Raw genomic sequence first — 26,459 nt, forward strand, 5'->3', positions numbered from 1 at the left:
AGAGACGTCACTTCACCCACACGCCGCCGTCCTTGTTTTTGTACCCGAGCGACAGATACGCCGCGTCGACCAGGGCCTGGCCGCGCTCATTCATCAGCAGGCCGGGGCCCATACGGTTCATCGTGTAGCCGAACGACAGGCCCGCGACCGGGTCGGCGAAGCCCAGCGAGCCGCCGGCGCCGACATGGCCGAAGGCGGCGCTGCTCATGATGACGCTGTCGCAATCCTCGCCCCACAGCTTCGCCGCGAGGCTGCGCCTGCGATTGTCCATCGACTTCATGAAGCCCAGCGCGAAGCGTGTCGGGATGCGCAGGGTGGCATCGTCGTGCGTCGCCATCGAGACCTCGCCCATGCGGGCGAGCGTCGTGGCGTCGACCAGGTCGCCGCCACCGTTCGCCAGCGGTGCATACATGCCGGCCAGGCCGCGCGCGTTGGTGATGCCGTTGGCCGCACCGATCTCGGCCGCGTGGCCCGCGCGCGTGTTGGCGCCGCCCGAGCGCCAGGCGCCGTTGTTGAAATAGAAGAGGGCGGCCACCGATTCCTTGTTGGTGGCGAGGTCGCGCATGAAGGGCGTCACCGCGTCAGCGGCCTTGTAGACATGGGCCACGATGGGGGCGACCCGCGGCTCGATCTCTTCGGGCAGGCCGATCCAGAAATCGAGGCCCAGCGGCCCCGCAATCTCCTCGCGAAAGAAGGTGCCCAGCGACTTGCCCGAGGCACGCCGCACCATCTCGCCCACGGTCCAGCCGAAGGTGAAGCCATGATAGCCGTTGCGCGTCCCGGGCTCCCAGAACGGAACCTCGGCCGCCAGCCGCTCCGTCATATAGGCCCAGTCGTAAGGCCCGTCGTCCTTCATCCTGGTGCGCACGGCGGGCACGGCCGAGGAATGGTCGAGCATCATGCGCGTCGTCACGTGTTCCTTGCCGTGTTGCGCGAACTCCGGCCACAGCTCGGCGACCGGCGCGTCGAGGTCGAGCGCGCCGCGGCTCGCCAGCACATGCGCGCAGAGCGCCGTCGCGCCCTTGGTGCACGAGAAGACGATGCTCACCGTATCGCGGGTCCACGGCGCCTGGCTCTTCGCATCGGCGACGCCGCCCCACAGGTCGACGACCGTCTCGCCGCCCACCGTCAGGCAGACCGACGCACCGATCTCGCCCTTGTCCTTGAGGTTCCGTTCGAAGGCTTCGGCGACCCGCTGGAAGCCCGGCCGGCAGGTGCCCTGGGTCATCGGCGCACTCATTGCTTCGGCACCGGCAGCTTGAAGGAGTCGAGGACGAAACGCGCGCAATGGGACAGGCCTGTCTGGTCGATCCCGTGGCCGACGCCCTTGGCGATGTGAACCCCGACCTCCACGCCATTCTCCTGCAGCGTGTGCGCGGCGCGCTGCGTCAGCACCGCCGGCAGCATCTCGTCGCTGTCGCCATGGATCAGCAGGACCGGCGGCTTCGATTTGATCTCCGTCGCCAGTGCCTCGGGCGCGGCCAGCATGCCGGAGAAGCCGACGATGCCGGCGAGCGGCGTGGCGCGGCGCAGGCCGACATGCAGCGCCATCATGGTGCCCTGGCTGAAGCCGATCAGGACGGTCTTCGATTCGTCGAGCCCGTACTTCGCCATCGTGTCGTCGAGGAACTGCTCGACGAAGGGGGCGGCCGAGCGCACGCCGGCCGCCGCGACCTCGGGATCGAGGCGCGAGATGCCGAACCACTGGAAGCCCATCGGATTGCCCTCGCACGGATAGGGCGCGTTGGGCGCGTGGAACACCGCATCGGGCATCAGCGGTGCCAGCACCGGCGCGAGGCCGATCAGGTCGTTGCCGTCGGCGCCATAGCCGTGCAGCAGGATCACGAGATGGCCGGGCTTGCCGCCGCCATGGGGACCGTGGCTCGGGCCGTCGAGCTTCTTTGTCATGTCGCCTTTTTCTCCGTCTTGGCTGAAGAGCGGGGGGCGCCCCAGTCCGGCATGTTGCGGCGATAATGCCAGAGCACGAGGGCCGCGGCGCTGCGCCAGGGCCGCCAGGCCTCGGCGATTTTGAGAAGCCGCTTTGCGTCGGGGCGGGTGCGCAATTTCTTGAGGTGCTGGGCAGCCACCACCAGGCCGAGATCGAGCCCCGGCATGATGTCGGGGCGGCCGTGCGCGAACATCAGGTAGATTTCCGCCGTCCACGGGCCGATGCCCTTGGCCTGGGTGAGCATCGCGATGGCCGCCGCGTCGTCGAGTTCGTGCAGGGAATCGAACGAGATCCGGCCCTCGACGATGTCGGTGGCCAGGCTGCGGCCGTATTTCATCTTGGCGCCCGAGAGGCCGACGGCGCGCAGTTGCTCGTCGCTCATCGCCAGGAAATCCGCCGGCTCCATCGACGGCACGGCCGCTTCGAGGCGCAGCCAGATGCTGCGGGCGGCATGGACCGAGACCTGCTGGCCGACGATCGAGCGCATCAGCCCGCCAAAGCCCGTCGGCATGTCGCGCAGCTCGGGGTGGCCCGCCTCGTCGAGAGCCCGCGCAATATCAGGATCGGCGGCCGCCAGCTCGGCCAGCGCCGTCTTGAGGGTCTTCTTGTCGAGGACGATTTGGGGCGTGGTCTTGGGTGCCGTTTTGGCCATGTTGCTCCCGCCATAGCACGCAGCGAGGCGGAACTGTAAGTTCGGCATGTGGAGACCGAAGTGATTCCTCGACTGCCTGCCTTGCATGCCGCCACGCTCTCGCGTGTCATGGCTTCGGTGGCGGCCGACCTGCGTTTCGAGGCACTGCTGGGCACCGGCTCGATGGTCACGGGCGGCTTCGATGACGAGTCCGACCTCGATCTGGTGTTGCTGGTGCGACCGGACGCTTTCGCCGGGGCGATGGCCGGCCGCCGCACCTTTGCGGCAGGGCTTGGCGACCTGCTGGCGTGTTTCAGCGGCGAGCATGTCGGTGAACCGCGGCTGCTGATCTGCCTCTACGGACCGCCTTTGCTGCATGTCGATTTCAAGTTCGTTGCGGCCGACGACCTGGCGGGATTCGTCGAGCGGCCGCTGCTCCTGTGGGCGCGCGAGCCGCAGGCGATGCAGCGGCGGCTCGATGCACTGGAGATCAAGCCGGTGCATCGTGATGGCCAATGGTTCGAGGATCGCGCCTGGGTCTGGATGCACTACAGCGCGACCAAGATCCGGCGCGGAGAGTATTTCGAAGCGCTGGCCGCGCTCGATTTCTTCCGTGAGGCCGTGCTGGGACCGATGCTGCGACGCCAGGCGGGCGAGCGACCGCGCGGCCTGCGCCGTATCGAGACGAGCGCCGGTGCGGTCGAGCGTCTCCTGCCCACGGTGGCGACGTGCGATCGTTCCTCTCTCGCTGCGGCATGGCATGCCTCGATCGCTCTCTATGTCGACCTACGGGCCGCCGACCCACCGCCGCATCCGACCGCGCACATGCCCGGCGCGTTGCTCGACTTCCTCGATGGCCCGGCATGACGACCGTCACGCGTTTTGCCCCCAGTCCGACGGGCGAACTCCATCTCGGCAGTGCCTATTCGGCTCGCATCGCCTGGCGGCGCGCGCGCGACGTGGGCGGCACGTTCCTGGTGCGGATCGAGGATATCGACATCCGGCGCTGCCGCCGCGAATACGAGACGGCGATGCTGGCGGACCTGCAGTGGCTGGGCCTCGCCTGGGACGGCGAGGTACGGCGCCAGTCGGGTCATTTCGCGGACTATGGTCGCGTGATGGACCAGCTCGACGCGCGCGGGCTGGTCTATCCGTGCTTTTGTACCCGCGCCGATATCGCGGCCTCCACGAGCGCGCCGCACCCGACGACGATGGGGCCCGACGGACCGCTCTATCCCGGCATCTGCCGCCATTTGTCGAACGAGGAGCGTCACCGCCGCATCGCCGCGGGCGTGGAACACTGCATGCGCTTCGATTGCGCCCGCGCGGCGGAGCAGGCGGGGCCTTATTCCTTCTTCGACGAGACGCTGGGGCGCATCGAAGGCCAGCCGCTACTGATGGGCGACTTCGTGATCGCGCGCAAGGACACGCCGACCAGCTACCATCTCTCGGTCACGGTCGACGATCATCTGCAGGGCGTCACCCTGGTGACGCGCGGGATAGATCTGCTGCCGTCGACGCATGTCCACGCCCTGCTGCAGAAGCTGCTGGGCTATGCTGCGCCGCAATATGCGCATCACCCATTGCTGACCGATGCCACGGGCCGCCGCTTCGCCAAGCGCGACCGCGACCTCACCATCAGGGCCCTGCGCGAGAGTGGGCGGACGCCGGCCGAAGTGTTCGAAATGATCGACGGTTGGAGTTGCGCGACCCAAGTGAAGGGCTGACACTTCGGCCATGGACCGGAAAGAACAACTGGCCGTCGGGAGGCGGCTGCTCGGCCATATCGACGGCCGCACCACCGATCTCGCCGACGCGCTGTTCCGCAACCGTGTCGACGCCTATTCCTGCCACGAGCGCGCCAGCCGTGAACGCGATGCGCTGTTCCGCAGCCAGCCCCTGTTCATGGGTCTGTCGTCCCGGCTCTCCAAGCCCGGCGACTACATCACCGAAGACGTGGCCGGCATGCCGGTGCTGCTGGTGCGCGGGCCAGACGGCGAGGTGCGCGCCTTCGCCAACATCTGCCGTCATCGCGGCGCACCGGTTGCCGAGGGCTGCGGCAACGCCCGCGCCTTCGTCTGCCCCTATCACGCCTGGACCTACGACACGCATGGCAAGCTGCTGGGCGTCACGGACAAGGCCGGCTTCGCCGGCCTCGACCTCGGGTCGCATGGTCTGGTGCGGCTGCCGGCTGGCGAGAAGCACGGCATGATCTTCGTGCGCGCAGCACCGGTGCGCGAGGGCGAGCGTGCCGAGATCGACGTCGATGCCGTCCTGGGTTCCTTCGCGCCGGACTTCGCCGCGCTGCAACCCGAGACCTATCCGCTCTATTCGGTCGACCGCATCACGCCGCGCCTCAACTGGAAGTTCGCCATCGATACGTTCCTCGAGGGCTATCACATCCCGCATCTGCACCGGAAAACCATCGCCCCGTACTTCATTGGCAACTGCGGGACCTTCGACGGCGCGGACCGCCACGGCCGCATGTGCGTGCCGCGCACCTCGATCGAGGCGCTGCGCGAGCAGCCCGACGACGAACGCAACCTGAGCCCGCACGTCATCGCGATCTACCAGCTCTTCCCCAACAGCATCGTCATCTGGCAGGTCGACCATATCGAGATCTGGCGCGCCTTCCCCGATCGCGACGACCCCGGACGCTGCGTCGTGGAGTTCTCGCTCTACCGTCCCGCCGACAGCGACCGCCCGGAGAAGCACTGGGCCAAGAACCGCGACATCGCCATCCGCACCGTGCTCGACGAGGATTTCCCGCTGGGCGAGCGCATGCAGATCGGCTTCGAGTCGGGCGCGACGGAAGAGGTGATCTACGGCCGCAACGAACCCTCGCTCGTCCACTTCCATCGCTCGATCCGCAGCGCGCTGGGTGTCACAGCCTGAGGTGACGACCAGCCGCACGACACGCGTCGCGCTGGCGTTCAGCGTCATCCTGTTCGCCGCGAGCCTTACGCAGGACGCGTTCTGCGTCTCCGGCATCTGCTCGGACTGGCAGGGTTGGAGCGTCCTGCTGTTCGGTGCGCTGGGGCACACGAGCTGGTTCGCCAACCCGCTGCTTCTCGCCTCGTGGATCGCCGCGCTTTTTGCCCGCCGCCTCCCGGCAATGGTCCTGTCACTCGCCGCGCTCAGCCTCGCGACCTCGTTCATGTTCGAGACCAGCGTGATCACCAACGAGGCCGGCATGGCCAATCCCGTCACCGGCCTGCGCGAAGGCTACTGGCTGTGGCTGGCGAGCATGGCGATGGCGGCGACCGCAGCGTTCTTCGCGCGCAAGATGCCGGCGAAGCTGTAGATCGAGACGCTGCCGAGACGAAGCCAGGCTGGGTGCGATTCAGCTCCGTCAGATCTGATGCGCCATAGGCGGGGCGGGGATCGGGCGGACGCGCTCGTAGGCGGCGGCGGCGCGCAGGACCAGCGCGTCCTTGGCGTGGCCGCTGACGATCTGCAAGCCGATCGGCATACCCTCGCGGTCGAGGCCGCAGGGGATGGTGGCGGCCGGCTGGCGCGTCAGGTTGAAGGTGAGCGTGAACGGAGTCCAGCCGATGTCGACGCCGTCGCCGCCCCACGCCGCATTCTCGTTCACCGCGAAGGCGGTCATCGGCATGGTCGGGGTCAGCAGCAGGTCGTACTTGGCCATGAACTGGTTCATGATCGCCGAGATCGTCTGGCGCTGGTGGATGGCGGAGACGACCGCTTCCTGACCGAGATTGGCGCCGTATTCGGCGGCCTTCACCAGGCCCGGATCCATCAGCTCGCGCTTCTCGGGGCTGAAATTGTTGAGCAGCAGGGCGACGTTCGATTGCCAGTGGGCGTTCAGCACCTTGCGCGGATCCATGCCCATGAAGTCGGGCGAATCCTCGACGATCCTGGCGCCCAGGGTCTTGAACACCTTGACCGCCTGCTCGACCGCCACCGCCACGTCGCGGTCGATCTTGTCGCGTTCGACGAAACCGAGGGTGGGGGAATAGGCGATGCGCAGGCCCTTCACGCCCTTGTCGAAGCCCTTGAGATAATCTTCGGCATCGTCGGGCCGGCCGTAGGGATCGCGCGGATCGGGGCGGGCGATGACGTTCATCATCATTGCCGCATCGCGCACCGTGCGAGTCATCGGGCCGATGTGCGAGAGCGTGCCCTGCGCCGAGACCGGCCACAGCGGCACGCGCGCCTGCGTTGGCTTCAGGCCGAAGATGCCGGAGAAGGAGCAGGGGATGCGGACCGAGCCCGCGCCGTCGGTGCCGATGGCGAGGTTGCCCATGCCGACGGCCTCGGCCGCCGTGCCGCCGCCCGACGAACCACCGGGCGTGCGGCCGATCTTCCAGGGATTGTGCGTGGCGCCGTAAAGCTTGGAATCGGTGACGCCCTTCCAGCCATATTCCGGCGATGTCGTTTTGCCGAGCAGCACCGTGCCGGCCTCGCGCAGGCGCTGCGCCACCGGCGCATCGACGTTGAAGGGACCGTCGGGATCGGTGGCCAGGCTGCCCATGCGCGTCGGCATGCCCTTGGTCAGGACCATGTCCTTGATGGTGATCGGCACGCCGTCGATGTCGGACAGCCGCTTGCCGCCCTTCTTCCAACGCTTTTCCGAGGCGCGCGCCTGGCGCATCGCGGTGTCGGGATCGAGGTGCTGGAAAGCGTTGAGCTGGCCGTTGAACGCATCGATGCGCGCCAGCGCCGCCTTGGTCGCCTCGACCGGCGAGGCCTTGCGGGTCTTGTACAGTTTCACCAGCTCGTGGGCCGGCATCATGGCAAGGTCGGCAGTCATTCTCAGTTCTCCGGAAGGACGGGAAATTTCAACGGATGGGCTTCGGCAAAGGCGGCGGCGGCGCGCAGCACCAGCGCGTCCTTGTAGTGTGCCGAAGCAATCTGCAGGCCGACCGGCAGCCCCTGCCGCGACACGCCGCACGGCACCGTCGCCGCGGGATGGCGCGTCAGGTTGAACTGCGGCGTGTAGGGCGACCACATGAAGTTCGGCTTGCCGTCGGGGCCGGGCGGCAGGTTGGTGCCGGCCTCGAAAGGCTGCACCGCGACGGTGGGCGTGAGCAGCAGGTCGTACTGCGTGAAGAACAGGTTCCAGGCGAGGGTGAGGTCGCGCCGCGTCACCTGCGCGTTCACCACGTCCTGCAGGCTGTAGCGCAGGCCCGCCTTCGCGCCGGCCAGCAGGTTGGGATCGAACTCGCCGTGGCGCGCCTCGGGGAAGACCTGCAGCAGGCGCTGCAGCGCCGACAGCCAGTTGATCACGAAGGCGCGGCTTGCCTCGGCGACGGAGAAGGGCGGCTCGACCTCCTCGACCGTGCAGCCCAGCGCCTCGAAGTCGCGGGCGGCCCTGGTCACCATCGCGGCGACCTCGATGTCGAGCGGATGGTCGCCGAAACGCAGCGCGAAGCCGATCTTCAGTTTCTTCGGCAGCCTGGTGAGCTTCCTGGTGTAGTCGGTGTCGTCCGGGGGCAGGGCGTAGCCGTCGCGCGGATCGGGCCGGGCGATGGCGTTCATCATCAGCGCGGCGTCGAGCGCGGTCCGCGCCATCGGGCCGGTATTCGACAGGTCTCCGGTCATCGACGGCGGCCAGGCCGGGACGCGGCCGAACGTGGCCTTGAGGCCGATCAGCCCGCTGAAGCTCGCGGGGATACGCACCGAGCCGCCGCCGTCGGTGCCGATGGCGATCGGCCCCAGACCGGCCGCGACCGCGGCACCGGCGCCACCCGAGGATCCACCCGGCGTCATGGCCGTGTTCCAGGGATTGCGCGTGATTCCGTGCAGCGGCGAATCGGTCACGCCCTTGTGGCCGTATTCCGAGCTGGTGCTCTGCGCGAAGACGAGGGCGCCGGCCTCGCGCAGCCGCGCCACCGCCGGCGCATCGGCATCGGCCGGCGCCTTGTCGGTGAGCTTGCTGCCCATCGAGGCGGGCCAGCCCTTCACCCTCACCAATTCCTTGACCGAGACCGGCACACCGTCGAGCGGCGAGAGCGGCTCGCCTTTCTTCCAGCGCTTCTCCGAGGCGCGTGCCGCGGCCAGAGCAGACTTCGTATCGACATGGCAGAGCGCGTTGATCGTCGGCGCGAGGCGCTCGGCGCGCGCCAGCACGGCCTTCATCGTCTCGACCGGGGAGGCCTTGCCCTTGCGGTATAGTTTGCCGAGTTCGTCGGCACTCGCCTGTGTGAGATCCGTCGTCATGCCGCTTCTCCCGTCCGGTTCGCCGCTTCGCGATAGTGGCGGGCGAGCTGTTCGGCCTGGTATTCGGCGGCGAGCGCCTGTTCGGTGCGTCCGATCCGGTGATAGAGCGCGGCCAGCGCGCGCTTGGTCGAGGCCACGCCGGGCCGTTCGTGCTCGTCCGCCTGCAGGATCGCCAGCGCCGCATCGTTCCAGCCGGCGCGGCTCAGCGCATCGAGATGGATGGCGCCGAACAAAGCGCGCTGCGCGATCGAGCCGCCGAGGCAGCGCAGGTGCGGCATCGCCTGACCCATCAGGCGCGCGGCTGCCGGCATGTCGCCCGCGGCGTGGGCGGCCAGTCCGTGCGCCAGCGGCACCACGCAATCGGCCCAGAGCTCGCGCTCGAAGGGTTTCGCACGCGCGGCGCGATCTTCAAGGCTCGCCAGCATCTCGATGACGGCGCTGCGCTCGCCGGCCCGCGCCAGCCCGTAGAGATAGTGGACGTCGTGGAAGGCGGAGAGGTGCTCGTGCAGGCGTGGCTTCAGGTAGGTCGCGAGGTCTGCCCAGCGCCCCCCGACATCGACGCCGCGCAGCTCGAGCCGCGCCAGCAGCGAGACGGCGTTGGCCTGGTCCTCGCAGAATTCCTTCCACACGCCCCAGACGCGCTCGTCGTGGAGCGCCAGCGCCTCCTCGGTGCGGTCGAGGTCGATCAGGAAGAGCGCAAGATGCCACCAGTTGTGCGTCTGCATGAACGAATTGCAGTCGCTCCAGGTGTCGGACATCGAATTGAGGAAGGCGACGCCCTCCACCATGTGGCCGCGTGCTTCGAGGCAATGGGCGATGGCGTGATGGGCCCAAGGATCGTTGCGGTCGAGCGCCAGCCCCTTGCGCGCCGCGGCCTCGGCCTCGTCGAGGCGATTGCACTCCTCTAGGCCGAACGCATACATGCCCCACACGAAACGATTGTCCGGATTGGCGGCGAGCAGTTTCTCGCCGACATCGAGCAGCGTCTCGGCCTCGCCGCGGTTGAAGGCCAGCAGTTGCGCCAGCTTGCCGGCCAGCAGGTCGCGCGGCCATTCGGCCACGATCCTGCGGAACTGTTGCAGGCTGCGATCGGTGTCGCCTTCGACCCAGAATTCGATGGCGCCGAGCCACGCGAACTCGCGAGGGCTCGCGCCTGCCGTCATCTGCTGAGCGCGCGCGAGGTGGCGCGTCGCGGCGGCATGACCTTCCGGCGAGTACATCGAGAGGAAGAGGCTGGCCGCGACCAGCGGCAGCATCGGGCATTTCTCTTCTGCGTCGGCGGCAGCGATGAAGTCGGCGAATCGCTTGCCGAAGCCCAGCCATTCCTGACTGACGAAATCGAGCGCGGCGACCGCACCCTCGTCGGCATTGCCCAGTTCCAACCCTTGCCCGTCCTTGGCCACCCGGTCCTCGCGAATTTGCACGCATGCAGCTTCGCATGCCGTACCTCGACTGGTCGAGAGGCTGGCTCTTCTTCGTTCTGTCGCAGATACTCCGCAACCAAGAACGATGAGAAGACATCCCGGGAGGAATAAAATGAAGCGCCGCCATCTGCTCGGCTCTGCCGCAGCCCTTACGCTCACGGGCCTCGCGCCGTCGATCGCAAGGGCCGAGACCTTCCCCGACAAGCCGATCCGCTTCGTCGTGCCCTACGCTCCGGGTGGCGCGACCGACACGTCGGCGCGTATCGCGGCGGAGTATCTGACGAACAAGCTCGGCCAGCAGGTGCTAGTCGACAACAAGCCGGGCGGCGGCACGATCATCGGCACCGAGATCGTCGCCAAGGCCAAGCCCGACGGCTACACGCTCCTGCTCGCACCGGCGCCGGTGGCGACGAACACCTCGTTCGGCCTGAAGCTGCCCTACGATCCGCTCAAGGAATTGGCGCCGGTCTGCAGCTACGTCGACATGCCGCTGCTGCTCGCCTGCAATCCGAAGGCCCCCTACAAGACGATTGCCGAATTCCTCACCTGGGCGAAGGCACAGACCTCGCCGATCCCCTATGCCTCGGCCGGCAACGCCAGCATGCCGCATCTCTGGGGCGAGCAACTCAAGATCGCAACCGGCATCAAGCTCGATCATGTCGGGTACAAAGGCAGCGCCGACGCGCTGAAGGACGTGCTGGGCGGCCATGTGATGCTGTTCTCCGACACGCTGCTGCCGAGCGGCCTCGCGGTGAAGGACGGACGGCTGCGCGGCCTGGTCGTTGCAGCGGCCAAGCGGGTGCCGATGCTGCCCGACGTGCCGACCGTGGCCGAGGCCGGCCTGCCGGCCGACCTGACGGGCGCGGTGTTCTTCGGCGTCATGGCGACCGGCGGCACACCCGACCCGGTCATCGCGAAGCTGAATGCTGCCTTCAACGAACTGCTCGCCGATCCCGCGACCTCGAAGAAGCTGGTCGACCTCGGTTTCGTCCTGGTGGGGGGCAGCGCCGCCGACTACGGCAAGCGCCTCGCCGCCGAGACGGCGAAGTGGCGCAAGGTCATCCAGGAGGCGAAGATCACGCCACCGGCGTGAGCGCACTGCGCACGTCGTCGTCCCTTCGGGGAGGGGACAGCCTCCGCAGGCCGGCGGCGATCGGGATGAAATCGGGGTCGTCGGCCGACAGCAGGCCGTGGCGCACGAAGAAGTCGATCAGCACCAGATTGCAGTTGTACTTGAACTCGACCGTATCGCGCACCGTCTCGAACACCCGCTGCACCGGCCACAGATCGAATGAATGGACCTCGCCATCGTTGGCGCGCGGCGTGAAGTCCGGCGGCAGCTCGAGATCGAAGCAGGTCATCACGTCGGGCTTCAACTGCTGGCCCGACTGGTTCCAGTAACCGACGACACTCACCGCCTTGGCCTGCCGCGCAAGCTCGGGCGGGATCGAGGCCTCCTCGCCGCATTCCTTGACCAGGTTCTCGTGGAGGCCGAGGCCTGCCGGCTGGCCGCCGGCCACCGTATTGTCGAGCTGGCCGGGAAAGGTCGGCTTCTCGTAGGAGCGGCGTGGCACCCAGATGTGCAGCCCGTCGGCGCGGCGCACGTAGCCCGTCATGTGCGGACCGCCCGCGCGCACGCCGAACCACGGAACGGCCGATCGTTCCATCGCCATCAGGAAGGGTGTGCCCTCCGCCGGCGCCACGGCATATCGCTCCTCGCGCCACAGGCGGTTGAAATGGCCGCCCGCGCGCAGGCCCAGCAGGAAGGCATGGACCTCCGCGGTGCGCTTCTCCGGTGTGTCGAGGCGTGGATCGAGGTGCCAGACGTCCCGGCTTCGCTCGAACAGGCCGGACGCCTGCAGGATATCCGCCGCAAAGCCGCGATGGACGAAGCCTGCCCGGTGCGCGCCTACGAACCATGGCTCGAACTGGCTGAGGTCGGCGTTGTTGCACCGGCGGATGTGATCGAGGAAGGACATGGAGGCGGGAGATAGCATAGGGTGGCGGCGATGACCGAAGAGGAACTTCAGGCGCGGCTCGAAGCCGCGCTGCCCGCCGCCGACCGGCATGACGTGTTCGTCGAGGAATGCCAGGATCAGGACATACGCCTGCGTTTCTCACCGCCAGCCGGGGCCGAGTGGACGACAGCGGCTTTGCTGTCGCTGGTCGACACGTCGTTGCGCGCCGCCGCGGGCTTCGACACGCGCGTGTCGCACCTCAACGCGACCGTGCTGCGGCCCGCGCAGGCTGCCGACGCGATCTCGCTGTCGCGGGTGATCCGGCGGGACGGCGACCAGGTCCACGCCGAGACTTGGCTGTTCAGCCACGCCGTGGTCGAGCCGATCCTGCATGCCACGGCGACGCTGGTCAGAAAGCCTTGGCCATCGTGAAGCGCACGGCCAGCGGTTCGACCGGATGGAAGTGGCGATCGGCCACGCCGTCGGGCCCTTCGTTGGGCAGGCGCGACGTGTAGTAGTAGTCGATCTGGCTGGCCTGCGTGTTCAGCAGGTTGAAGGCATCGACCTGCAGCTTCAGCCCGCTCTCGAACACGTAGCCCAGCCGCGCATTGATGATCGATGTCGGATCGGAGGTCACGCTTCCATCCTCGACCAGCGGGCGGACCCCGAAATAGCGCCAGCGCACCGCGCCGAACCAGCCTGTGTCGGCGCCGAGCGTGATGCCGGCCGAGGCGATGAAGGAGGGTGCGCCCGGGATGAAGTCGCCAGCCGGGTCTGAGTTGGTGAAGCGTGCCTGGGTGTAGGCGAGGTCGAGATCGAGCAGCGCCCACGGCACCGGCCGGTACTGGTTGGTCCATTCGACGCCGATGCGGCGGCTGGGGCGGCTGGCCTCGGTCGTGCCCGCATCGCCCACGAACAGGAGCTCGGAATCGAAATCGAGCACGAACAGGGCGAGAGCGGAATCGAGCCCCCTGATCGCCTGCGTCCGCACGCCGACCTCGGCGCCGCGCGAGCGCACCAGCAGCGGCACCGAGGCGACCGGCGTGGTCTTGTCATTGGGATCGACCGTGATGGTGGCGCCGCGCAGGTCGTTGCTGTGATAGCCGAGGCCTGCATTCACGAAGAACTCGGTCCTGTCGAACGGGCCGAAGATGAGGCTGGCCTTGGGGCTGGCGAGGAAGGCCGAGACGTTGCCGGAGTTCGCCGCCGTGTCGGAGGCGACGGAGCCGGTGAACCAGTCTCCGCGGACGCCGAGGATCGAGCGCAGCCAGTCGGTCCATTGCAGTGTGTTCTTGGCGTAGATCGCGACGCTGGTCTCGGTCACCTGATCGTAGCGTACCGTGTTGAACGGCGTCCGCTGCTGGGTGTTGAACAGGCCGACGCCGATATTGTCGAAGCGGATCTGCGTGCCGACTGTCGTCTCCGAGGCGAAGCCTGCCAACGAATGGCGCATGAGATGGCTGGCGTTGAGGCCCAGGATCATGCGCTTGTCGGTCTGCTGGAACTGGTCGCCGTTCACCGGGTCGTCGAGGAAATAAGTGAAGTTGTTGTAGAGGTTCAGTGTCGAGTAGATGCCGTAGGCCTCGACTTTCGAGGCGGTGCGCTCGTCGCTGCGGCTCCAGCGCATCGACAGCGAATAGCGCTGCGCGTCGCCGCCGTCGGTCTGGTCGACGGCGCCATAACGTCCGAGGCTGCCGTCGGCCACGGCGCGGGCCGGAATCTGGTCGGTCGAGTGCCAGGAATTCGTGTAGGCAAGCGCGGTGATCGCGAGGCCGTTGGCGGTGTCGCCCTCGGCGTAGCGCAGGAAGCCGTTGAACTTCTTCAGGTCGTCCCCGACCTGCCAGGGTCCGTTGTAGGTCACGATTTCGCCGGCTGCGGTCAGTGTGCCGTAGCCGGCCGCCATCGAGCCCGCGGCCAGCGCCCGCCAGTAGCCGAAGCTGCCGCCGGTCGACAGGACCACGGCATTCTCCAGCCGGTTGGCGTAGGAGAGGCGCAGCGAGCCTGCCGAGGCAAAATCGCTTTCCTCGGCATAGTAGGGGCCCTTCTTGATGATCATCTGATCGACCAGTTCGGGGATCAGGAAGTTCAGGTCGGCATAGCCTTGCCCATGCCCGTGCGTCCGCATGTTGATCGGCATGCCGTCCAGCCAGATAGCGAGGTCGGTGCCGTGGTCCAGGTTCATGCCGCGCAGGAAGTACTGGTTGGCTTTGCCCTCGCCGCTGTGCTGGGAGACGATCAGGCCGGGTACCGCCTCCAGCATCTCGCCAGGGCGCGAGATGGGCCGCGTGTTCAGCGTCTCGCCCGACACGCGGCGCTCGCTGGCCGAATCGGTCGGCTCGGCTTCCAGTGCGCGCGGCGCGGTGACGGTGATGGCGGGGAGCGCGGTCGAGGCGCCGGTGTAGCCCTGCGCCGTCGGGTTTGGCGAGGCAGGGCTGGACGGTCCCTGTCCGGGCGCCAGGGGCGGCGGCTGGTCTGTGGTCTGTGCGACCCCGATGGCAGGCCAGAACAGGAGCACGGCCCATAGTGGGGAAGACTTCGTATGCATTATTTTGAAATTCTGCATATTTTGTGCCAGTGCCGCAATGCAGGCGATCGAGCGCGGCCGTCGGCTTGCTGCCTTGAGTTTGGTCAGGGACCTGCCTAAACTTTGACATGATTGCCAAACAGCCGCCTTCACGTTTGCGCTCGATGGCGCTGACGGCGGCGCTGTTCGCAATCACCCTCGCAATCTTCCAGCCCCTTTCCCACGCGGTCATGCTGCGGACAGGAGGCTTGGAGGGGGCCACGGCCCTGTGGGGCGCTCTCTGCCAGCCCAATGCCAACAAGGGCGAGGGTGAGTCAGAGGGGCCGGCGAATGCAAAGGTCCACGATTGCTGCTTCGGACTGGCCCATGCACCGGCGCAGGCGCTGCCGTCCGGCGCATCGACCGAAGTCGAGGTCACTGAGGCGGCGCCGCGCGTCCCGCCGGCGCACCATCATCCCTCGACCGGCGCCATTCGCGACGGACCCAATCAGCCTCGAGCTCCCCCACTTCTGAACGACTGACTCCATTCCGGCAACGCGGGCGCCCAATGGCGTGCGTGATGTGTCGCATCAGTCCTTCGGGGAAGTGCCCATGCCGGCGATCCTGAGGGCGATCACCGATCGTCCCGGTGAGACCCTCCGTCTGTCCGATGGTCACCCTCCCAGCCATTCCGATCATGTTTCCGCACTGCCAGGCGCAAGCCCGTGCGGCTCATACATCAATCCAATTCAAGGTGAACTCCCATGCCCCGTAGCGCGATGAGGCGCTCTCTGAGACGCCACTTCATTTTCTCGGCTCATCCTCTTCTTGCGCCTGGCCTGATGATCCTCTCGATGCCGGCCTTTGCGCAGACAGGCGGCAGCCCCCCGGCTGCTCCCGTCGAGTTTCCGCCGGTGCTCGTGCAGGGAACCGGGGTTCCGGTGGAAAACACGACGGCTGGCCCGGTCCAGGGATTTCGCGCTCTGACGGCCAAATCATCCACCAGGACGTCGACGCCGATCGAACAGCTGCCCCAGAACATCAACGTCATCACGCGTTCCCTGATCGACAGCCAGCTCTCGATAACGCTCAGCGACGCGGTCCGGAACGCCAGCAACGTGCAGCCCGTCGACACACGGATGATCGGCAATGTCGAGCAGACCCCAGTGAAGATCAGGGGGTTCGGCGCGGAACTCTGGACCGACGGCTTTGCCGGCAACCTTTTCATCGCGGGCGACCGCGACGGGCTGGTGAATGTCGAGCGCGTCGAGGTCCTGAAGGGACCCAGCGCGGTCGTCTACGGCGGCGGCGCCGGCGCACCGGTCGGCGGGGTGCTCAACGTCGTCTCGAAGATGCCGACCGACACGGCGAAGTATCAATTCGGCACGACGTTCGGCAGCTACTGGTACGCCAACCCCTACGTCGACGTGAACCAGCCCCTGAACGACGAGAAGACGGTGCTGTTTCGGCTCACCTCCGAGTACACCGGGAGCAGCAGCTTCATCGACGTCCTGAATTCCCGCCGCTTCAGCGTCAACCCGACGCTTACGCTGACCAACAAGACGGACACGACCCTGACGCTGCAGGGCTTCGTATCGCAGGCCTACCAGCAGGCATATCCCGGCTTGCCGGTCAGCGGCACGGTCACTGGAGACTACACTGTCAACCGGAACTTGTATTTCGGTGATCCCAACATCATGCCGAGCTACTCGAAGATGTATGGCGTGACCGGAACCCTGGACCATCGCATCGACGATGTCTGGTCGGTCAACGTCAAGGCGCGGTGGAGCAGGTCGGAGATGCAGCAGAACTCCCAAAGCGCCTTCCTCGATGCCACGGGCACCGGGGGCACCCCGTTGTTCCCGCCGTCGACATTCGACGTCAACAACATCGAGGTGTACGACCAGCAGCAGGAGATCAGCATCAATCCGACGGTTCAGGCGAAGTTCTCGACGGAGTCGACGAAGAACACGCTGCTGATCGGTGGCGACTTCAGCCGCGTCACCGACTGGGGGTTCATGAACGTCGACACGAACGGCAACTTCTGCTTTCTCATCGGGTTCGGCTGCACGCCCTCCCTCGTGAACCTGCAGAACCCGTCGTTCACGACGCCCTACACCTTCCCGGTGCCGGGACGCGGGGAAGGCGTTTCGTTCTTCAACTTCAACAACACGTATCTGACGACGGGCTTCTACGCTCAGCTGCAGTCGACGATCAACGACCGCTTCCATGTTCTGGCCGGCGCCCGCCTGGCGTCGATCGACATCACCTACAACGAGTTCGCCACCGGTGCCATGGTGACGCGCGTGACCCAAGCGACCCGGCTGCTTCCCCGCGCCGGCATCGTCGTCGATCTGGTCAAGGGGCTGTCCCTATACGGCAGCTACTCCCAAGGTATGAAGTGGGTGCCGTTCTCGCAGACCTTCGCCCAGCCGGCCCCCGAGTTTTCCACGCAGTACGAGGCGGGGGTGAAGCTCAACATCAACGATACTCTCACCGGCACCATGGCGCTCTTCCAGATCGAGCGCACGAACGTTCCGGTCCGGCTGACCGCCGTTTCCGCTACCCTCTCCCAGCAGACGTCTCGCGGTTTCGAAGCCGACTTCCTCTACCAGCCCAACCGGAACTGGAGCGTGCTGGCGAGCTACGGCTACACGAATGCCTTCTTCACCGACTCCGCCGGGCCCGGTATTCCGGCCGGCTATCGGCTGCCCTTCGTCCCGGAACACTCCGGTCGCTTCTGGCTGAACTACCAGTTCGACGAGAGCGTGGTGCGGGGACTCAGCCTGGGGGCGGGTATCTACGCCGCCTCCAACCAGTATGTGGATGCGGCCAATCTCTGGCAGACCACCGGCTACTATACGATCGATGCCAAGATCGGATACGAGAACGAGAAAATCCGGGCCGTCGTGTCGGCCAAGAACCTGACGAACAACCAGTATTTCGTTCCGTACAGCTGGCTCGGCGGCCAGGTCGCACCCGGAGCCCCGCTGTCGATCTATGGCCAGGTGGCCTTCAAGTTCTAACGGGAGGTCCGCCATGCCTATGACACGCCGTCAATTCTCCGCCGCGGCCGCCGTTGCCGCGGCGGTCGCTCATTCGCCAGGAGATCTCCTGGCGCAACAGACGGGCGGCGGCGAGCCGCCGGCCGGAGCCGCAAACGGGTCGCCTCACGACATGTCGTCCATGCCCGCCCACTGGATGGGATCTGAGCAGATCGCTTTCCTGATCTATCCGCAATTCACCGCGCTCGACATGGTCGGTCCGCATCACATGCTGACGAGCCTGATGGGCGCAAAGGTCCATCTGGTCGCCAAGACGAGAGACCCGGTGCAGAGCGACACCGGACTTGCCGTCGTGCCCTCCATGACCTTCGACGAATGCCCGAGTCACCTGGACATCGTCTGCGTGCCCGGCGGCTCGCAGGGCACGCTCGCGGCGATGCAAGACGATGCGACGATGCTCTTCCTGAAGGATCGCGGGAGCCGGGCGAAGTACGTCACGTCGGTCTGCACCGGCTCGCTGCTCCTGGGGGCGGCCGGACTGCTTGAGGGATACGAGGCGACGTCCCACTGGGCCACCAAGGCGCTGTTGCCCATCTTCGGCGCGACGCCTGCGGAGGGGAGGGTCGTCGTTGATCGCAACAGGATCACGGGCGGGGGGGTGACGGCGGGCATCGATTTCGGCCTCACTATGGTGGGGCATTTGCGGGACCGTCAGTACGCGGAAGGCGTCCAGCTCATCGCCGAGTACGATCCCAAACCTCCCTATTCGGCAGGCACGCCCCAACGCGCACCCGCGGAGGTCAGGATGCTGATCGAAGGCATGTTCACCGGTTTCGTTGCCGATGCGGAGAAGGCGGGGCGAACTGCGTTCGCCAGGTTCGGGCGCCGGTGATGCCGTGACGTCTGGGGCAGGCGGTTCCCGCGGGCAGGGAGCGAAGTGCCGCCGTCTTCGTCAGACGCCGTCGCGGGCCTGGCGGGGAGAGAGGCCAAACCGGCGCCTGAAGGCCGTGGCGAAGTTGGCCGCGCTCGAGTAACCGGCTTCATAAGCGGCCTGCGCGACGCTGATGCCCTCGCGCTCCAGCAGGCGCCGCGACCGGTCGAGCCGACGCGACCTCACGTACTCGAAGATGGCGATGCCGTGCACCGCGGCAAACTGGCGTTGCAGCGTGCGCGTGCTCACGCTTGCCTCACGCGCGAGTTCGGAGAGCGACGGCGTCTCGTGCGTTGCGTGGTCCAGCCTTTCGCGCACCGCCCACATCCGCCGGTGGTCGCCCGGACGACCGCTGCTCCCGGCCGGGTAGCGCGATTCGACCAATAGGGAGAGGGATTCCAGGACGATGTCGATAGCGCGACTTTCGAGATAGAGCTTCTGCAGTCCAGCGGCGTAGAGCGGTGTGCCGAGGACCCGGTCGGCCAATCCCACGAGCCTCGCCGACGGGCGCCAATGGGCGTGCAGCCTGTGCCGGCGCGTGAGCGATGCCATCGAAACGCTATCCGCTCCGCTGCCGTCGAGGATGCTTGCTTCCAGCCATTCTGGCGATGCCATCACGTTGACCATGCGCGCGTGACCTCCTCGAACCGCATGCTTCTGCCAGAGATCCGGTTCCGACAGCACGAAGGTGGTGGCACTCGGTCCGGCGCCGCTGGCGAGCGATGTCCCCCCAAGCGTCGCCTGCCATCCGCCACTGAGGACAATCGAGAAGTTGAGGCTCTGGTTCTTCTCCATCTGTGTCGTCACGGTGTGTTCATACCGGGCGTCGGAGGCGTGGACGAGAAGTCCAGCCCGCACTTCGCGCAGGTTGAATTTGCCTGCGACCATCGTCGCCGTCGCGTCGAGCGCCGCACCCATCGCCCGATAGTCGTTGCCGACCAGCCGGGAGAACGCGACGAGATCCTCATGCCGAATCTTTGAGGCGTGGGACTCGTTCGCGGACGGAGGCAAACCCATGGCCGTACTCTAAGCCTCGGATGGCACCTGCTCAAACACCTTTGGCGGACTCTCAATCGCCTGTGCGCTGGAGCGCCGTCGCAATGCCATGGTCTAGTGCGCCATCCTCGATGCGCGCGCTTCTCCTCCAACACTGCGGATGACCGCTCTCAGCACCTGCAAGGCCGTGCCGAACCGGATTCCTTCGACCGGGCGGCCGATTGCGCTTTTTGCGGCGCTGTTCGCCATCACGCTCAATGCCTTACTGCCGCTCGTGCATGCCGTCTCGATGCGGGTCGCGTGGAGCGACGAGATCGCAGCCGATGGACTCGCGGCGCAAGCGCTTTGGCCGGTCCTCTGTCAGGCCATGGGGAAGACGGATGCGGACACCGGCATGCCGGCACCGTCCGCCGGCAAGGCTCATGAGTGCTGTCTCGGCGTCCCGAACACCTGGATGCTGGTCGATCACGGCGGGGTCGGCCCACGCGTCGACCGCTTCCTCGCGAGATCGAGCAAGCCCGTCGCACCTCACTCCGTCGCGTCGTCGAGCATCCGCGGCGATCCCCGCCAGCCCCGCGCCCCTCCTTTCCTCGTCTGAACCCGAACCGGCGCGGTCGGCCTCTCGCCGCGTCTCGTCGTCTCATTCGAAGGAAGACATCATGTCCACGATTCTCAAGGCGACAGCGGTCGCCCTAGCCAGCCTCGCGTTCGTTCCGACCATTGCTCGCGCCCAGACCGCCCCCGGCCCGGTGCAGTCGCCGGCCATGCCAGCTGCCCCCGGAGCGACAGGCGCGGGCACGGAACTCAGGCTGGCGCCCGTCGTGGTCAGTGCCACGCGTAGCGAGCGAACGCTGGCCGATCAGCCGATGAGCGTCACCGTCGTCGACAAGACGGAGATCGAGCAGGTGCCCGCACAATCGCTCGATGACGTGCTGCGCACCGTACCCGGCATCAACCTGCCCCTGACGGCAAGCTACCAGGTCCATCCGACGGCGAACTTCATTTCCATGCGCGGCCTGGGCGGCGGCCATCACGTCGTGCGCGCCCTCGTCATGCTCGACGGCATTCCGATCAACGATCCGTTCTTTGGCTACGTGCAATGGAACCGCGTGCCCATGGAGAACATCGAGCGCGTTGAGGTCGTCCGTGGCGCCGGCGCCTCCCTCTGGGGCAACTACGCGATGGGCGGGGTGATCAACATCGTGACGCGCAAGCCCAGCAAGTCGGTCAAGGCGTCGGTCGGCGCGTCGGGCGGCGGCGGCAGTTATGGCACCTATCGCGGCGACGGCTTCGCCGATTTCGTTCTCTCCGACAGCGTGTCGATGCGGGCCAATTTCGACGCCTGGGGCACGGCCGGATTCAACCAGATCCAGCCCGCCTATGGACCGATCTACGTACCGACTTCGTTCAATGCCCTGAACGGGCAGGCTTCGGTCTATATCAACCCAGACCCCACCCTGACGGCCAATCTTCGCGTGAACGTGCACAGCAACAATCAGGTGTTGATGATCCCGGTACAGACCAACAATCAGCAGATCTACGACCTTGCAGGCTCCCTGACGAAGAAGTTCGGCGACTACGATCTCACGGTGACGGCTTTCCACGAGCAGAGCCGGTTCCTGACCAACAACGCGGCGACGCCGTTCAGCTTCCAGACGGGCCAGGCCGCGTACCTGCAAAACGAGCATACCACGCCGGTCTTCAGTACCGGCGGCTCGCTCCAGCTGTCGACCCGCGTCAGCGATGTGATTCGGCTGATCAGCGTCGGTGCGGACTTCCAGTGGATCTCGGGTACGGACACTGCCCTGATCTTCAACCAGACGGGCGCCCTCACGCAGCAGTATTCCGGCGGTGGAAAGCAGCAGTTCATCGGAGCCTTCGCCCAGGTCGACGTCTCTCCGGTCAAGGACTTCCAGGTCCTCATGAGCGGCCGTCTGCAGACCTTCCTGAACTATGATGGCTACGACGGCGCTCCGGGTGGAGCGGGCTTGGTGTCGAGCACGGCGGCGACCAGCTTCGATCCACGCCTGTCGATGCAGTGGAACGTCACGCCGAACGTCAGCGTGCGCGGTGCCGGCTATACCGCCTTCCGCGCGCCGACACTCGACAACCTCTATCGTTCCTTCAGCGTGCCCTTTGGCATCTTTCTGCCCAACGCCCAACTCACGCCCGAGAGGCTGTGGGGCTTCGAGGCCGGATTCGACGTCAACTGGGGGCCTGTAACCGGCCAGTTCACTGCGTACTATCAACAGGTCAGCAATCTCATCACGACTCGCAACCTCGGCTTTGGGCAGCTTCCGCCCGGCTTCTTCTTCGGCACGCAGCAGATCAACGCCGGCAAGGCCGTCGTGCAGGGCATCGAGGCGCAGATCGGCTGGCAGATCGCGCCGGGTTGGAAGGCCGAAGCCAACTATACGACGGTCAGTTCCAAGATCGTCGAGAATCAGTACGATCCCCTCAGCATCGGCCGCCAGCAGGCCGGCATTCCGACGCAGCAGGCGGCGGCGACGCTGTCGTACAGCGATCCGCGGGGCTGGCGTGCCATGGCGCGGTTCCGCTGGATCGGACAGTCGTGGGGCGACAATGACAATACACTGCCGCTCAACAGTTTCACCGTGACCGACCTCTCGGCGGGGTACAACTTCCAAGGCAAGGCCGAGGTGTTCGTGAACGTCCAGAACCTGTTCAATCAATATTACATCGCAGACAATTCGGGTCTCAATCCACCGCTCCAAGGCACGCCATTCAGCATCTTCGCCGGTCTGAAGGCGAAGTTCTGATGCGGGTGATCCTCGCCCTGCTGGCGTCCCTGGCGGCGCTACTGCCGTCGGGCGGGTCCTGGTCTCAGACATCGCCCTCAGCGGCGCCTGGCGACTCGGCGGCGGCGATTAGCCGTTTGCTCTCCAGCACGTTCGAGAAGCCCGACTCGCGCCTGTTGCTCGATCCGATTGTCGTCGAGGGAAAAGCGGCTCTCGTCGGATGGTTACAGGGCGACCTGGCAGGTCGCGCCTTCCTTCGCGAGAATGATGGCCATTGGGCCATCGTTGCCTGCGGCGGCGATGCCCTGAAGGATGTCTCGACGTTGCAGCGTCTGGGCTTGTCCCAGGCACAGGCAGACCGGTTGTCCGCGGCGATGGCTGCCGCAGAAGCCAGGATCGACCCGCAGCGCGTCGCACGCTTTGCTACTTTCGGTGAACTCGTGGAGATGAGCGGCGAAGCTCACACGCCGGCAAACCCGCAGAGGCATTGATCGCATCCACCGCCGGGCGGCGCGGCCGCTGCCCGCAATTATGTCGCGCTTGGGGCAACTGCAAATACTTGAGCTTCGGGCGTCGCGCGCCTAAGATTCACCATGGTCGCGAAGCAGCCATTTTCACGCTTGCGTTCGCTCGCGCTGACGGTCGCGCTGTTTGCGGTCACGCTCGCCGTTTTTCAGCCGCTGGCCCATGCGGTCATGCTGCGGATGGGGAGCTTCGAGGCTGCTGCCGCCCTTTGGGGCAGTCTCTGCCAGCCGCGCGGAGACAAGAGCGAGGCTGACCACCGTGGCTCGGCGAATGCCAGGGTCCACGATTGCTGCTTCGGACTGGCCCACGCCCAGGCGCAGGCGCTGCCTTCTGGCATCTCGATCGACGTCGAGATCAGGGAGACGGCGCAGCGCATCCACATTGCGCATCATCATCCTTCGACCGGTGCCATCCGCGACGGGCCGAACCAGCCTCGAGCGCCTCCGCTTCCGAACGTCTGACCTACCGTCCTGCAACGTGCACGCCCGCGGCGTGCGCGCTGTTTCGTGTCAGTCATTCAGGGAAGCATCATGTCTTCGACTCTTCGGGCGACCGTCGTCGCCTCCTTCGGGCTCGTCTTCGTGCCCGCAATCCTTCGTGCCGAGGAAGTGGCGCAGAATCAGGCGCCCGCCATGCCGGCCATTACAGTGACCGCGCCCTCGGCGTCGCTCACCGTACCCTCGGCCAAACAGGCCGAGGAGCAGATCAACAAGACGCCCGGCGGCGTCGAAGTCGTGCCGGCGACGCGCTATCTCGACGGTCGTGCCACCACCATGAAGGACATGCTCGAATACACGCCCGGCGTCTGGGCGCAGAGCAAGTATGGCCAGGAGGATTCCAAACTCGTCATCCGCGGGTCCGGCCTGTCGCGCAACTTCCACCTGCGCGGCATCCGTCTCCTGCAGGACGGGTCGCCCATCAACCAGGCCGACGGCAGCGGGGATTTCCAGGAGATCGATCCGCTCGCCCAGCAGTATATCGAGGTCTACAAGGGCGCCAACGCGCTGCGCTACGGCGCGGCGACCCTGGGCGGTGCGATCAACTTCGTTTCGCCCACTGGCCGCAGCAACCCGGGCTACGCCGCGCGCTTCTACGGCGGCAGCTATCAGACCTTCGGCGAGCAGGCCGCGGCCGGCTTCAGCGAGGGACCGTGGGACGCCTGGCTGTCCTTCACCAACCTGAGCGGCAACGGCTTTCGCCAGCAGACCAACCAGAGCCTGCAGAGGGTGAATGGCAATGTGGGCGTGCAGATCGGCGCGAACGCTGAAACGCGCTTCTTCCTGTCGGGCAACCAGATCCGGAACCAGATTCCCGGCTCGCTGACCCAGCAGCAATACCTGACCGACCCGCAGCAGGGCCCGCTCGCCAACGTGCTGCAGAATACCCGGCGCGACATCGATTCGTTCCGCTTCGCCAACACCACCGTCATCGACATCGGCGAGGACGCGCTCACCCTGCAGGGCTTCGTGAAGTCGAAGTACCTGTTCCATCCGCTCACCTTCGCGGTGATCGACAACAACCTTCTCGATTGGGGGTTGACGGGCCAGTACAAGGGCAGCCGCTCGGTGGCGGGGCATCGCAACGACTTCGTGCTTGGCGTGAACTACTTCGCGGGAACGAACCGTAACAAGCAGTTCGCCAATCGCTTCGGCGTGCCCGGTGCGTTGACCAACGATAACACCGAGAATTCGACCAGCGTTGAGGTCTATGGCGAGAACTGGTTCTACGTGACCCCCGAAGTCTCGGTCGTGACCGGCCTGCAGCTCAACTGGCAGACCCGTGTGCTGATCGACAACTATCTGGCCAACGGCAACGATTCGGGATCGGCGGCGTATTTCGAAGTGAATCCGAAGATCGGCGCGCTCTGGGAGCCGCGTCCGGGCCTGCAGTTCTTCGCAAACGTCTCGCGGGCCTCGGAGCCGCCGGCTTGGGCGGAACTGAACCCGAGCGTCGCGCCCGGCTTCGCACCGCTCGCACCGCAGACCTCGTGGACCGCGGAAATCGGCACGCGCGGCACGATCGGTGGCCAGTTCGGCTGGGATCTTTCGATCTACCGGTCCTGGGTGAAAAACGAGCTGCAGCTGCTTGTCGTGCCGGGCTTCGGCGGTTCGGCCATCGCCATCAACATCCCGAACGCGATCCATCAGGGCATCGAACTCGGGTTGAACGGCACGGCCTGGCAGGGCGAAAAGGGTGATCGGCTGACAGGCCGCATGGCGCTGACTGTCGGCGACTACCGCTTCGACAACAATCCGACCTACGGCAACAACCAGCTGCCGGGCGCGCCGCCCTATTACATCCAGGCGGAGGCGCGCTACGCCACGCCGGGCGGTTTCTATATCAGTCCCAACGTTGAGTGGGTGCCGCAGGGCTACTACGTCGACAACGTCAACAACCCCGCCTTCATGACGTCGCCCTACGCACTGCTGGGCGTCAAGGCCGGGTACACGGGCTTCAAGGGGCTCGAGTTCTTCGTCGATGCCCGCAATCTGACGAACCAGATGTACGTGTCGAACGTCGGCGTGATCAACGCCGCCACGGCGGCGAGCCAGCTCTACAACCCGGGCAGCGGGGCGTCGGTCTACGCCGGAATCCAGGCGCGATTCTGATCTGGAGCGCTGTCACTCACGCAGACCCGCCGCTCTACGGCAAGAATTCATCAACAGGAGAAATCGGATGATCGGACGTCGAATTGCAATCTGCGCGCTGCTCGCTCTGGCCTGGGCAGCACCCGCGTCGGCTCACGACTACAAGCTGGGCTCGCTGGAGATCGCGACCCCGTGGACCCGCGCGACGGCGGCCACTGCCAAAAGCGGTGGCGGCTTCGTGACGATCACCAACAAGGGCACGACGGCGGACCGTCTCATCGCCGCCCGCAGCCCGGCATCGCTCAAGGTCGAGATCCATGAAATGAAGATGGACGGTCAGGTCATGCGCATGCGCGAGCTCGAGAAGGGGCTTGAGATCCCCGCGGGGGCGACGGTGACGCTGAAGCCTGGCGGCTATCACATCATGTTCATGGAGCTGAAGGCGCCGCTCGCGAAGGACGCAAAGGTTCCGGTGACGCTCGTCTTCGAGAAGGCGGGAAGCATCGACGTGGACTTCAAGGTCGAGGCCATGGGCGCTGCCGGCGCCGGGCACCAGATGCGATAGAGGCCCGTCGTGCGGCTCGACCGTTCAACACCACCCGGCGCACTCGCGGACCCGCTCTCGACCGCGGCGCGTCGGGGGATCCTCGCGCTGGTGATCTTCTTCCATGTCGGTGGCGGCTGGGCGCTGACGCAGGTCGAGCCGGTGAAGCTGGTGGTGGGCGACATCGCGCCGATGGAGGTGCGGATGGTGACGGCCGAGGAGCCGGCCCAGATCGAGATCGAGGATTCGGAGCCGCCGCCGCCGGTCGACCTGAAGCCGCCGCCGCCGGAGCTGGCGACCATCGTCGAGCCGCCGCCGCCCGACCTGCCGCCGCCGGAGTTCCCGCTGGCCAAGGTCGAGCTGCCGCCGCCCGACGAACCGCCGCCGCCGGAGTTTCCGCCACCGGAGAAGAAGGTCGAGCCCAAGCCCAAGCCGCCGGTGCCGAAGCCGGTGCAGCGCAAGCC

24 protein-coding genes and 1 pseudogene are annotated in these 26,459 nt (G+C 66.4%); 16 read left to right on the forward strand and 9 right to left on the reverse strand.

What is annotated here, in order from left to right:
* Positions 1 to 7 precede the first annotated feature (7 nt).
* The 3 genes from ACT6UX_RS24130 to ACT6UX_RS24140 are packed head-to-tail and all read right to left on the reverse strand — an operon-like array spanning position 8 to position 2,600.
* Positions 8 to 1,228, reverse strand: coding sequence for a serine hydrolase domain-containing protein (locus ACT6UX_RS24130; RefSeq protein ID WP_444777701.1), 1,221 nt, complete (start codon positions 1,226 to 1,228; stop codon positions 8 to 10).
* An 8-nt stretch (positions 1,229 to 1,236) separates the two neighbouring features.
* Positions 1,237 to 1,908: an alpha/beta hydrolase gene (locus tag ACT6UX_RS24135; protein WP_444777702.1), complete on the reverse strand. Its 672-nt coding sequence runs from the start codon at positions 1,906 to 1,908 to the stop codon at positions 1,237 to 1,239.
* Positions 1,905 to 2,600 (reverse strand): DNA-3-methyladenine glycosylase family protein, encoded by a 696-nt coding sequence (locus ACT6UX_RS24140; protein ID WP_444777703.1) that lies wholly within the window; start codon positions 2,598 to 2,600, stop codon positions 1,905 to 1,907. Before ACT6UX_RS24140 ends, ACT6UX_RS24135 begins: the two co-directional genes overlap by 4 nt.
* A gap of 60 nt (positions 2,601 to 2,660) precedes the next feature.
* On the opposite strand from ACT6UX_RS24140, the gene ACT6UX_RS24145 reads away from it, so the two are divergent.
* From ACT6UX_RS24145 to ACT6UX_RS24160, 4 genes are read left to right on the forward strand one after another with little or no spacing between them, the layout of a single operon-like run.
* On the forward strand, positions 2,661 to 3,446 hold the full coding sequence (locus ACT6UX_RS24145; protein WP_444777704.1) for a hypothetical protein: 786 nt from the start codon (positions 2,661 to 2,663) through the stop codon (positions 3,444 to 3,446).
* Positions 3,443 to 4,306, forward strand: a complete 864-nt coding sequence (gene gluQRS, locus ACT6UX_RS24150) for a tRNA glutamyl-Q(34) synthetase GluQRS (protein ID WP_444777705.1) — start codon at positions 3,443 to 3,445, stop codon at positions 4,304 to 4,306. Before ACT6UX_RS24145 ends, gluQRS begins: the two co-directional genes overlap by 4 nt.
* Positions 4,307 to 4,316: 10 nt before the next feature.
* Positions 4,317 to 5,474, forward strand: coding sequence for an aromatic ring-hydroxylating oxygenase subunit alpha (locus tag ACT6UX_RS24155; protein ID WP_444777706.1), 1,158 nt, complete (start codon positions 4,317 to 4,319; stop codon positions 5,472 to 5,474).
* Positions 5,461 to 5,883 (forward strand): hypothetical protein, encoded by a 423-nt coding sequence (locus ACT6UX_RS24160; protein ID WP_444777707.1) that lies wholly within the window; start codon positions 5,461 to 5,463, stop codon positions 5,881 to 5,883. The genes ACT6UX_RS24155 and ACT6UX_RS24160 overlap by 14 nt, the downstream gene beginning before the upstream one ends.
* A gap of 48 nt (positions 5,884 to 5,931) precedes the next feature.
* Here ACT6UX_RS24160 and ACT6UX_RS24165 read toward each other — a convergent pair whose 3' ends face one another.
* The 3 genes from ACT6UX_RS24165 to ACT6UX_RS24175 are packed head-to-tail and all read right to left on the reverse strand — an operon-like array spanning position 5,932 to position 10,186.
* Positions 5,932 to 7,353 carry an amidase gene (locus tag ACT6UX_RS24165; RefSeq protein WP_444777708.1) on the reverse strand — a complete coding sequence of 474 codons (1,422 nt, stop codon included), beginning with the start codon at positions 7,351 to 7,353 and terminating at the stop codon, positions 5,932 to 5,934.
* A 2-nt stretch (positions 7,354 to 7,355) separates the two neighbouring features.
* Positions 7,356 to 8,762: an amidase gene (locus ACT6UX_RS24170; protein WP_444777709.1), complete on the reverse strand. Its 1,407-nt coding sequence runs from the start codon at positions 8,760 to 8,762 to the stop codon at positions 7,356 to 7,358.
* A complete protein-coding gene (locus ACT6UX_RS24175; protein ID WP_444777710.1) occupies positions 8,759 to 10,186 on the reverse strand; it encodes a tetratricopeptide repeat protein in 1,428 nt (475 codons plus the stop codon). Before ACT6UX_RS24175 ends, ACT6UX_RS24170 begins: the two co-directional genes overlap by 4 nt.
* A 112-nt stretch (positions 10,187 to 10,298) precedes the next feature.
* Here ACT6UX_RS24175 and ACT6UX_RS24180 point away from each other — a divergent pair, with 112 nt between their 5' ends.
* Positions 10,299 to 11,279 (forward strand): Bug family tripartite tricarboxylate transporter substrate binding protein, encoded by a 981-nt coding sequence (locus tag ACT6UX_RS24180; protein ID WP_444777711.1) that lies wholly within the window; start codon positions 10,299 to 10,301, stop codon positions 11,277 to 11,279.
* Here ACT6UX_RS24180 and ACT6UX_RS24185 read toward each other — a convergent pair.
* Entirely contained in the window at positions 11,263 to 12,165 is a 903-nt protein-coding gene (locus ACT6UX_RS24185) for a DUF4743 domain-containing protein (protein ID WP_444777712.1), read from the reverse strand. The two genes, ACT6UX_RS24180 and ACT6UX_RS24185, sit on opposite strands and share 17 nt — an antisense overlap.
* Before the next feature lie 21 nt (positions 12,166 to 12,186).
* Here ACT6UX_RS24185 and ACT6UX_RS24190 point away from each other — a divergent pair, with 21 nt between their 5' ends.
* Complete coding sequence (locus ACT6UX_RS24190; RefSeq protein WP_444777713.1) at positions 12,187 to 12,576, forward strand: hypothetical protein; 390 nt, start codon at positions 12,187 to 12,189, stop codon at positions 12,574 to 12,576.
* On the opposite strand, the gene ACT6UX_RS24195 is transcribed toward ACT6UX_RS24190, so the two are convergent.
* Complete coding sequence (locus tag ACT6UX_RS24195) at positions 12,554 to 14,689, reverse strand: TonB-dependent receptor (RefSeq protein ID WP_444777714.1); 2,136 nt, start codon at positions 14,687 to 14,689, stop codon at positions 12,554 to 12,556. The genes ACT6UX_RS24190 and ACT6UX_RS24195 overlap by 23 nt on opposite strands.
* Before the next feature lie 107 nt (positions 14,690 to 14,796).
* Between ACT6UX_RS24195 and ACT6UX_RS24200 the strand changes: the two genes are divergently transcribed.
* The 3 genes from ACT6UX_RS24200 to ACT6UX_RS24210 all read left to right on the forward strand — a co-directional run bounded on the left by ACT6UX_RS24200 (position 14,797) and on the right by ACT6UX_RS24210 (position 18,544).
* The gene (locus ACT6UX_RS24200) at positions 14,797 to 15,189 is read left to right on the forward strand and encodes a DUF2946 family protein (RefSeq protein ID WP_444777715.1); all 393 of its coding nucleotides are present in this window, start codon (positions 14,797 to 14,799) and stop codon (positions 15,187 to 15,189) included.
* A 312-nt stretch (positions 15,190 to 15,501) separates the two neighbouring features.
* Positions 15,502 to 17,673 (forward strand): TonB-dependent siderophore receptor, encoded by a 2,172-nt coding sequence (locus tag ACT6UX_RS24205; RefSeq protein WP_444777716.1) that lies wholly within the window; start codon positions 15,502 to 15,504, stop codon positions 17,671 to 17,673.
* Positions 17,674 to 17,692: 19 nt separating this feature from the next.
* On the forward strand, positions 17,693 to 18,544 hold the full coding sequence (locus ACT6UX_RS24210) for a DJ-1/PfpI family protein (RefSeq protein ID WP_444777726.1): 852 nt from the start codon (positions 17,693 to 17,695) through the stop codon (positions 18,542 to 18,544).
* Positions 18,545 to 18,604: 60 nt separating this feature from the next.
* Here ACT6UX_RS24210 and ACT6UX_RS24215 read toward each other — a convergent pair whose 3' ends face one another.
* Positions 18,605 to 19,600: a helix-turn-helix transcriptional regulator gene (locus ACT6UX_RS24215; RefSeq protein WP_444777717.1), complete on the reverse strand. Its 996-nt coding sequence runs from the start codon at positions 19,598 to 19,600 to the stop codon at positions 18,605 to 18,607.
* Between the two features lie 139 nt (positions 19,601 to 19,739).
* Between ACT6UX_RS24215 and ACT6UX_RS24220 the strand changes: the two genes are divergently transcribed.
* From ACT6UX_RS24220 to ACT6UX_RS24250, 7 genes and pseudogenes are all read left to right on the forward strand, one after another.
* Positions 19,740 to 20,177, forward strand: a complete 438-nt coding sequence (locus ACT6UX_RS24220) for a hypothetical protein (RefSeq protein ID WP_444777718.1) — start codon at positions 19,740 to 19,742, stop codon at positions 20,175 to 20,177.
* A gap of 61 nt (positions 20,178 to 20,238) precedes the next feature.
* The gene (locus ACT6UX_RS24225; RefSeq protein WP_444777719.1) at positions 20,239 to 22,359 is read left to right on the forward strand and encodes a TonB-dependent receptor; all 2,121 of its coding nucleotides are present in this window, start codon (positions 20,239 to 20,241) and stop codon (positions 22,357 to 22,359) included.
* A complete protein-coding gene (locus ACT6UX_RS24230; protein ID WP_444777720.1) occupies positions 22,359 to 22,829 on the forward strand; it encodes a copper uptake system-associated protein in 471 nt (156 codons plus the stop codon). The genes ACT6UX_RS24225 and ACT6UX_RS24230 overlap by 1 nt, the downstream gene beginning before the upstream one ends.
* Positions 22,830 to 22,931: 102 nt before the next feature.
* Complete coding sequence (locus ACT6UX_RS24235; RefSeq protein WP_444777721.1) at positions 22,932 to 23,324, forward strand: DUF2946 family protein; 393 nt, start codon at positions 22,932 to 22,934, stop codon at positions 23,322 to 23,324.
* Positions 23,325 to 23,393: 69 nt separating this feature from the next.
* Positions 23,394 to 25,472 (forward strand): TonB-dependent receptor family protein, encoded by a 2,079-nt coding sequence (locus ACT6UX_RS24240; protein ID WP_444777722.1) that lies wholly within the window; start codon positions 23,394 to 23,396, stop codon positions 25,470 to 25,472.
* 67 nt (positions 25,473 to 25,539) lie between these two features.
* Positions 25,540 to 26,016 carry a copper chaperone PCu(A)C gene (locus ACT6UX_RS24245; protein WP_444777723.1) on the forward strand — a complete coding sequence of 159 codons (477 nt, stop codon included), beginning with the start codon at positions 25,540 to 25,542 and terminating at the stop codon, positions 26,014 to 26,016.
* A gap of 9 nt (positions 26,017 to 26,025) precedes the next feature.
* A pseudogene (locus tag ACT6UX_RS24250) lies at positions 26,026 to 26,459 on the forward strand (hypothetical protein); the annotation flags it as partial.

Origin of the sequence: Reyranella sp., from assembly GCF_052439685.1 — a bacterium.
Classification (GTDB): Bacteria; Pseudomonadota; Alphaproteobacteria; order Reyranellales; family Reyranellaceae; genus Reyranella.

Bases quoted from the DNA above. Each gene is read 5' to 3' on its own strand.
- ACT6UX_RS24130 (WP_444777701.1), bottom strand. From the start codon at position 1,228: ATGACCCAGGGCACCTGCCGGCCGGGCTTCCAGCGGGTCGCCGAAGCC.
- ACT6UX_RS24135 (WP_444777702.1), bottom strand. From the start codon at position 1,908: ATGACAAAGAAGCTCGACGGCCCGAGCCACGGTCCCCATGGCGGCGGC.
- ACT6UX_RS24140 (WP_444777703.1), bottom strand. From the start codon at position 2,600: ATGGCCAAAACGGCACCCAAGACCACGCCCCAAATCGTCCTCGACAAG.
- gluQRS (WP_444777705.1), top strand. From the start codon at position 3,443: ATGACGACCGTCACGCGTTTTGCCCCCAGTCCGACGGGCGAACTCCAT.
- ACT6UX_RS24155 (WP_444777706.1), top strand. From the start codon at position 4,317: ATGGACCGGAAAGAACAACTGGCCGTCGGGAGGCGGCTGCTCGGCCAT.
- ACT6UX_RS24165 (WP_444777708.1), bottom strand. From the start codon at position 7,353: ATGACTGCCGACCTTGCCATGATGCCGGCCCACGAGCTGGTGAAACTG.
- ACT6UX_RS24170 (WP_444777709.1), bottom strand. From the start codon at position 8,762: ATGACGACGGATCTCACACAGGCGAGTGCCGACGAACTCGGCAAACTA.
- ACT6UX_RS24180 (WP_444777711.1), top strand. From the start codon at position 10,299: ATGAAGCGCCGCCATCTGCTCGGCTCTGCCGCAGCCCTTACGCTCACG.
- ACT6UX_RS24185 (WP_444777712.1), bottom strand. From the start codon at position 12,165: ATGTCCTTCCTCGATCACATCCGCCGGTGCAACAACGCCGACCTCAGC.
- ACT6UX_RS24195 (WP_444777714.1), bottom strand. From the start codon at position 14,689: ATGCATACGAAGTCTTCCCCACTATGGGCCGTGCTCCTGTTCTGGCCT.
- ACT6UX_RS24200 (WP_444777715.1), top strand. From the start codon at position 14,797: ATGATTGCCAAACAGCCGCCTTCACGTTTGCGCTCGATGGCGCTGACG.
- ACT6UX_RS24205 (WP_444777716.1), top strand. From the start codon at position 15,502: ATGCCGGCCTTTGCGCAGACAGGCGGCAGCCCCCCGGCTGCTCCCGTC.
- ACT6UX_RS24210 (WP_444777726.1), top strand. From the start codon at position 17,693: ATGACACGCCGTCAATTCTCCGCCGCGGCCGCCGTTGCCGCGGCGGTC.
- ACT6UX_RS24215 (WP_444777717.1), bottom strand. From the start codon at position 19,600: ATGGGTTTGCCTCCGTCCGCGAACGAGTCCCACGCCTCAAAGATTCGG.
- ACT6UX_RS24220 (WP_444777718.1), top strand. From the start codon at position 19,740: ATGACCGCTCTCAGCACCTGCAAGGCCGTGCCGAACCGGATTCCTTCG.
- ACT6UX_RS24225 (WP_444777719.1), top strand. From the start codon at position 20,239: ATGTCCACGATTCTCAAGGCGACAGCGGTCGCCCTAGCCAGCCTCGCG.
- ACT6UX_RS24230 (WP_444777720.1), top strand. From the start codon at position 22,359: ATGCGGGTGATCCTCGCCCTGCTGGCGTCCCTGGCGGCGCTACTGCCG.
- ACT6UX_RS24235 (WP_444777721.1), top strand. From the start codon at position 22,932: ATGGTCGCGAAGCAGCCATTTTCACGCTTGCGTTCGCTCGCGCTGACG.
- ACT6UX_RS24240 (WP_444777722.1), top strand. From the start codon at position 23,394: ATGTCTTCGACTCTTCGGGCGACCGTCGTCGCCTCCTTCGGGCTCGTC.
- ACT6UX_RS24245 (WP_444777723.1), top strand. From the start codon at position 25,540: ATGATCGGACGTCGAATTGCAATCTGCGCGCTGCTCGCTCTGGCCTGG.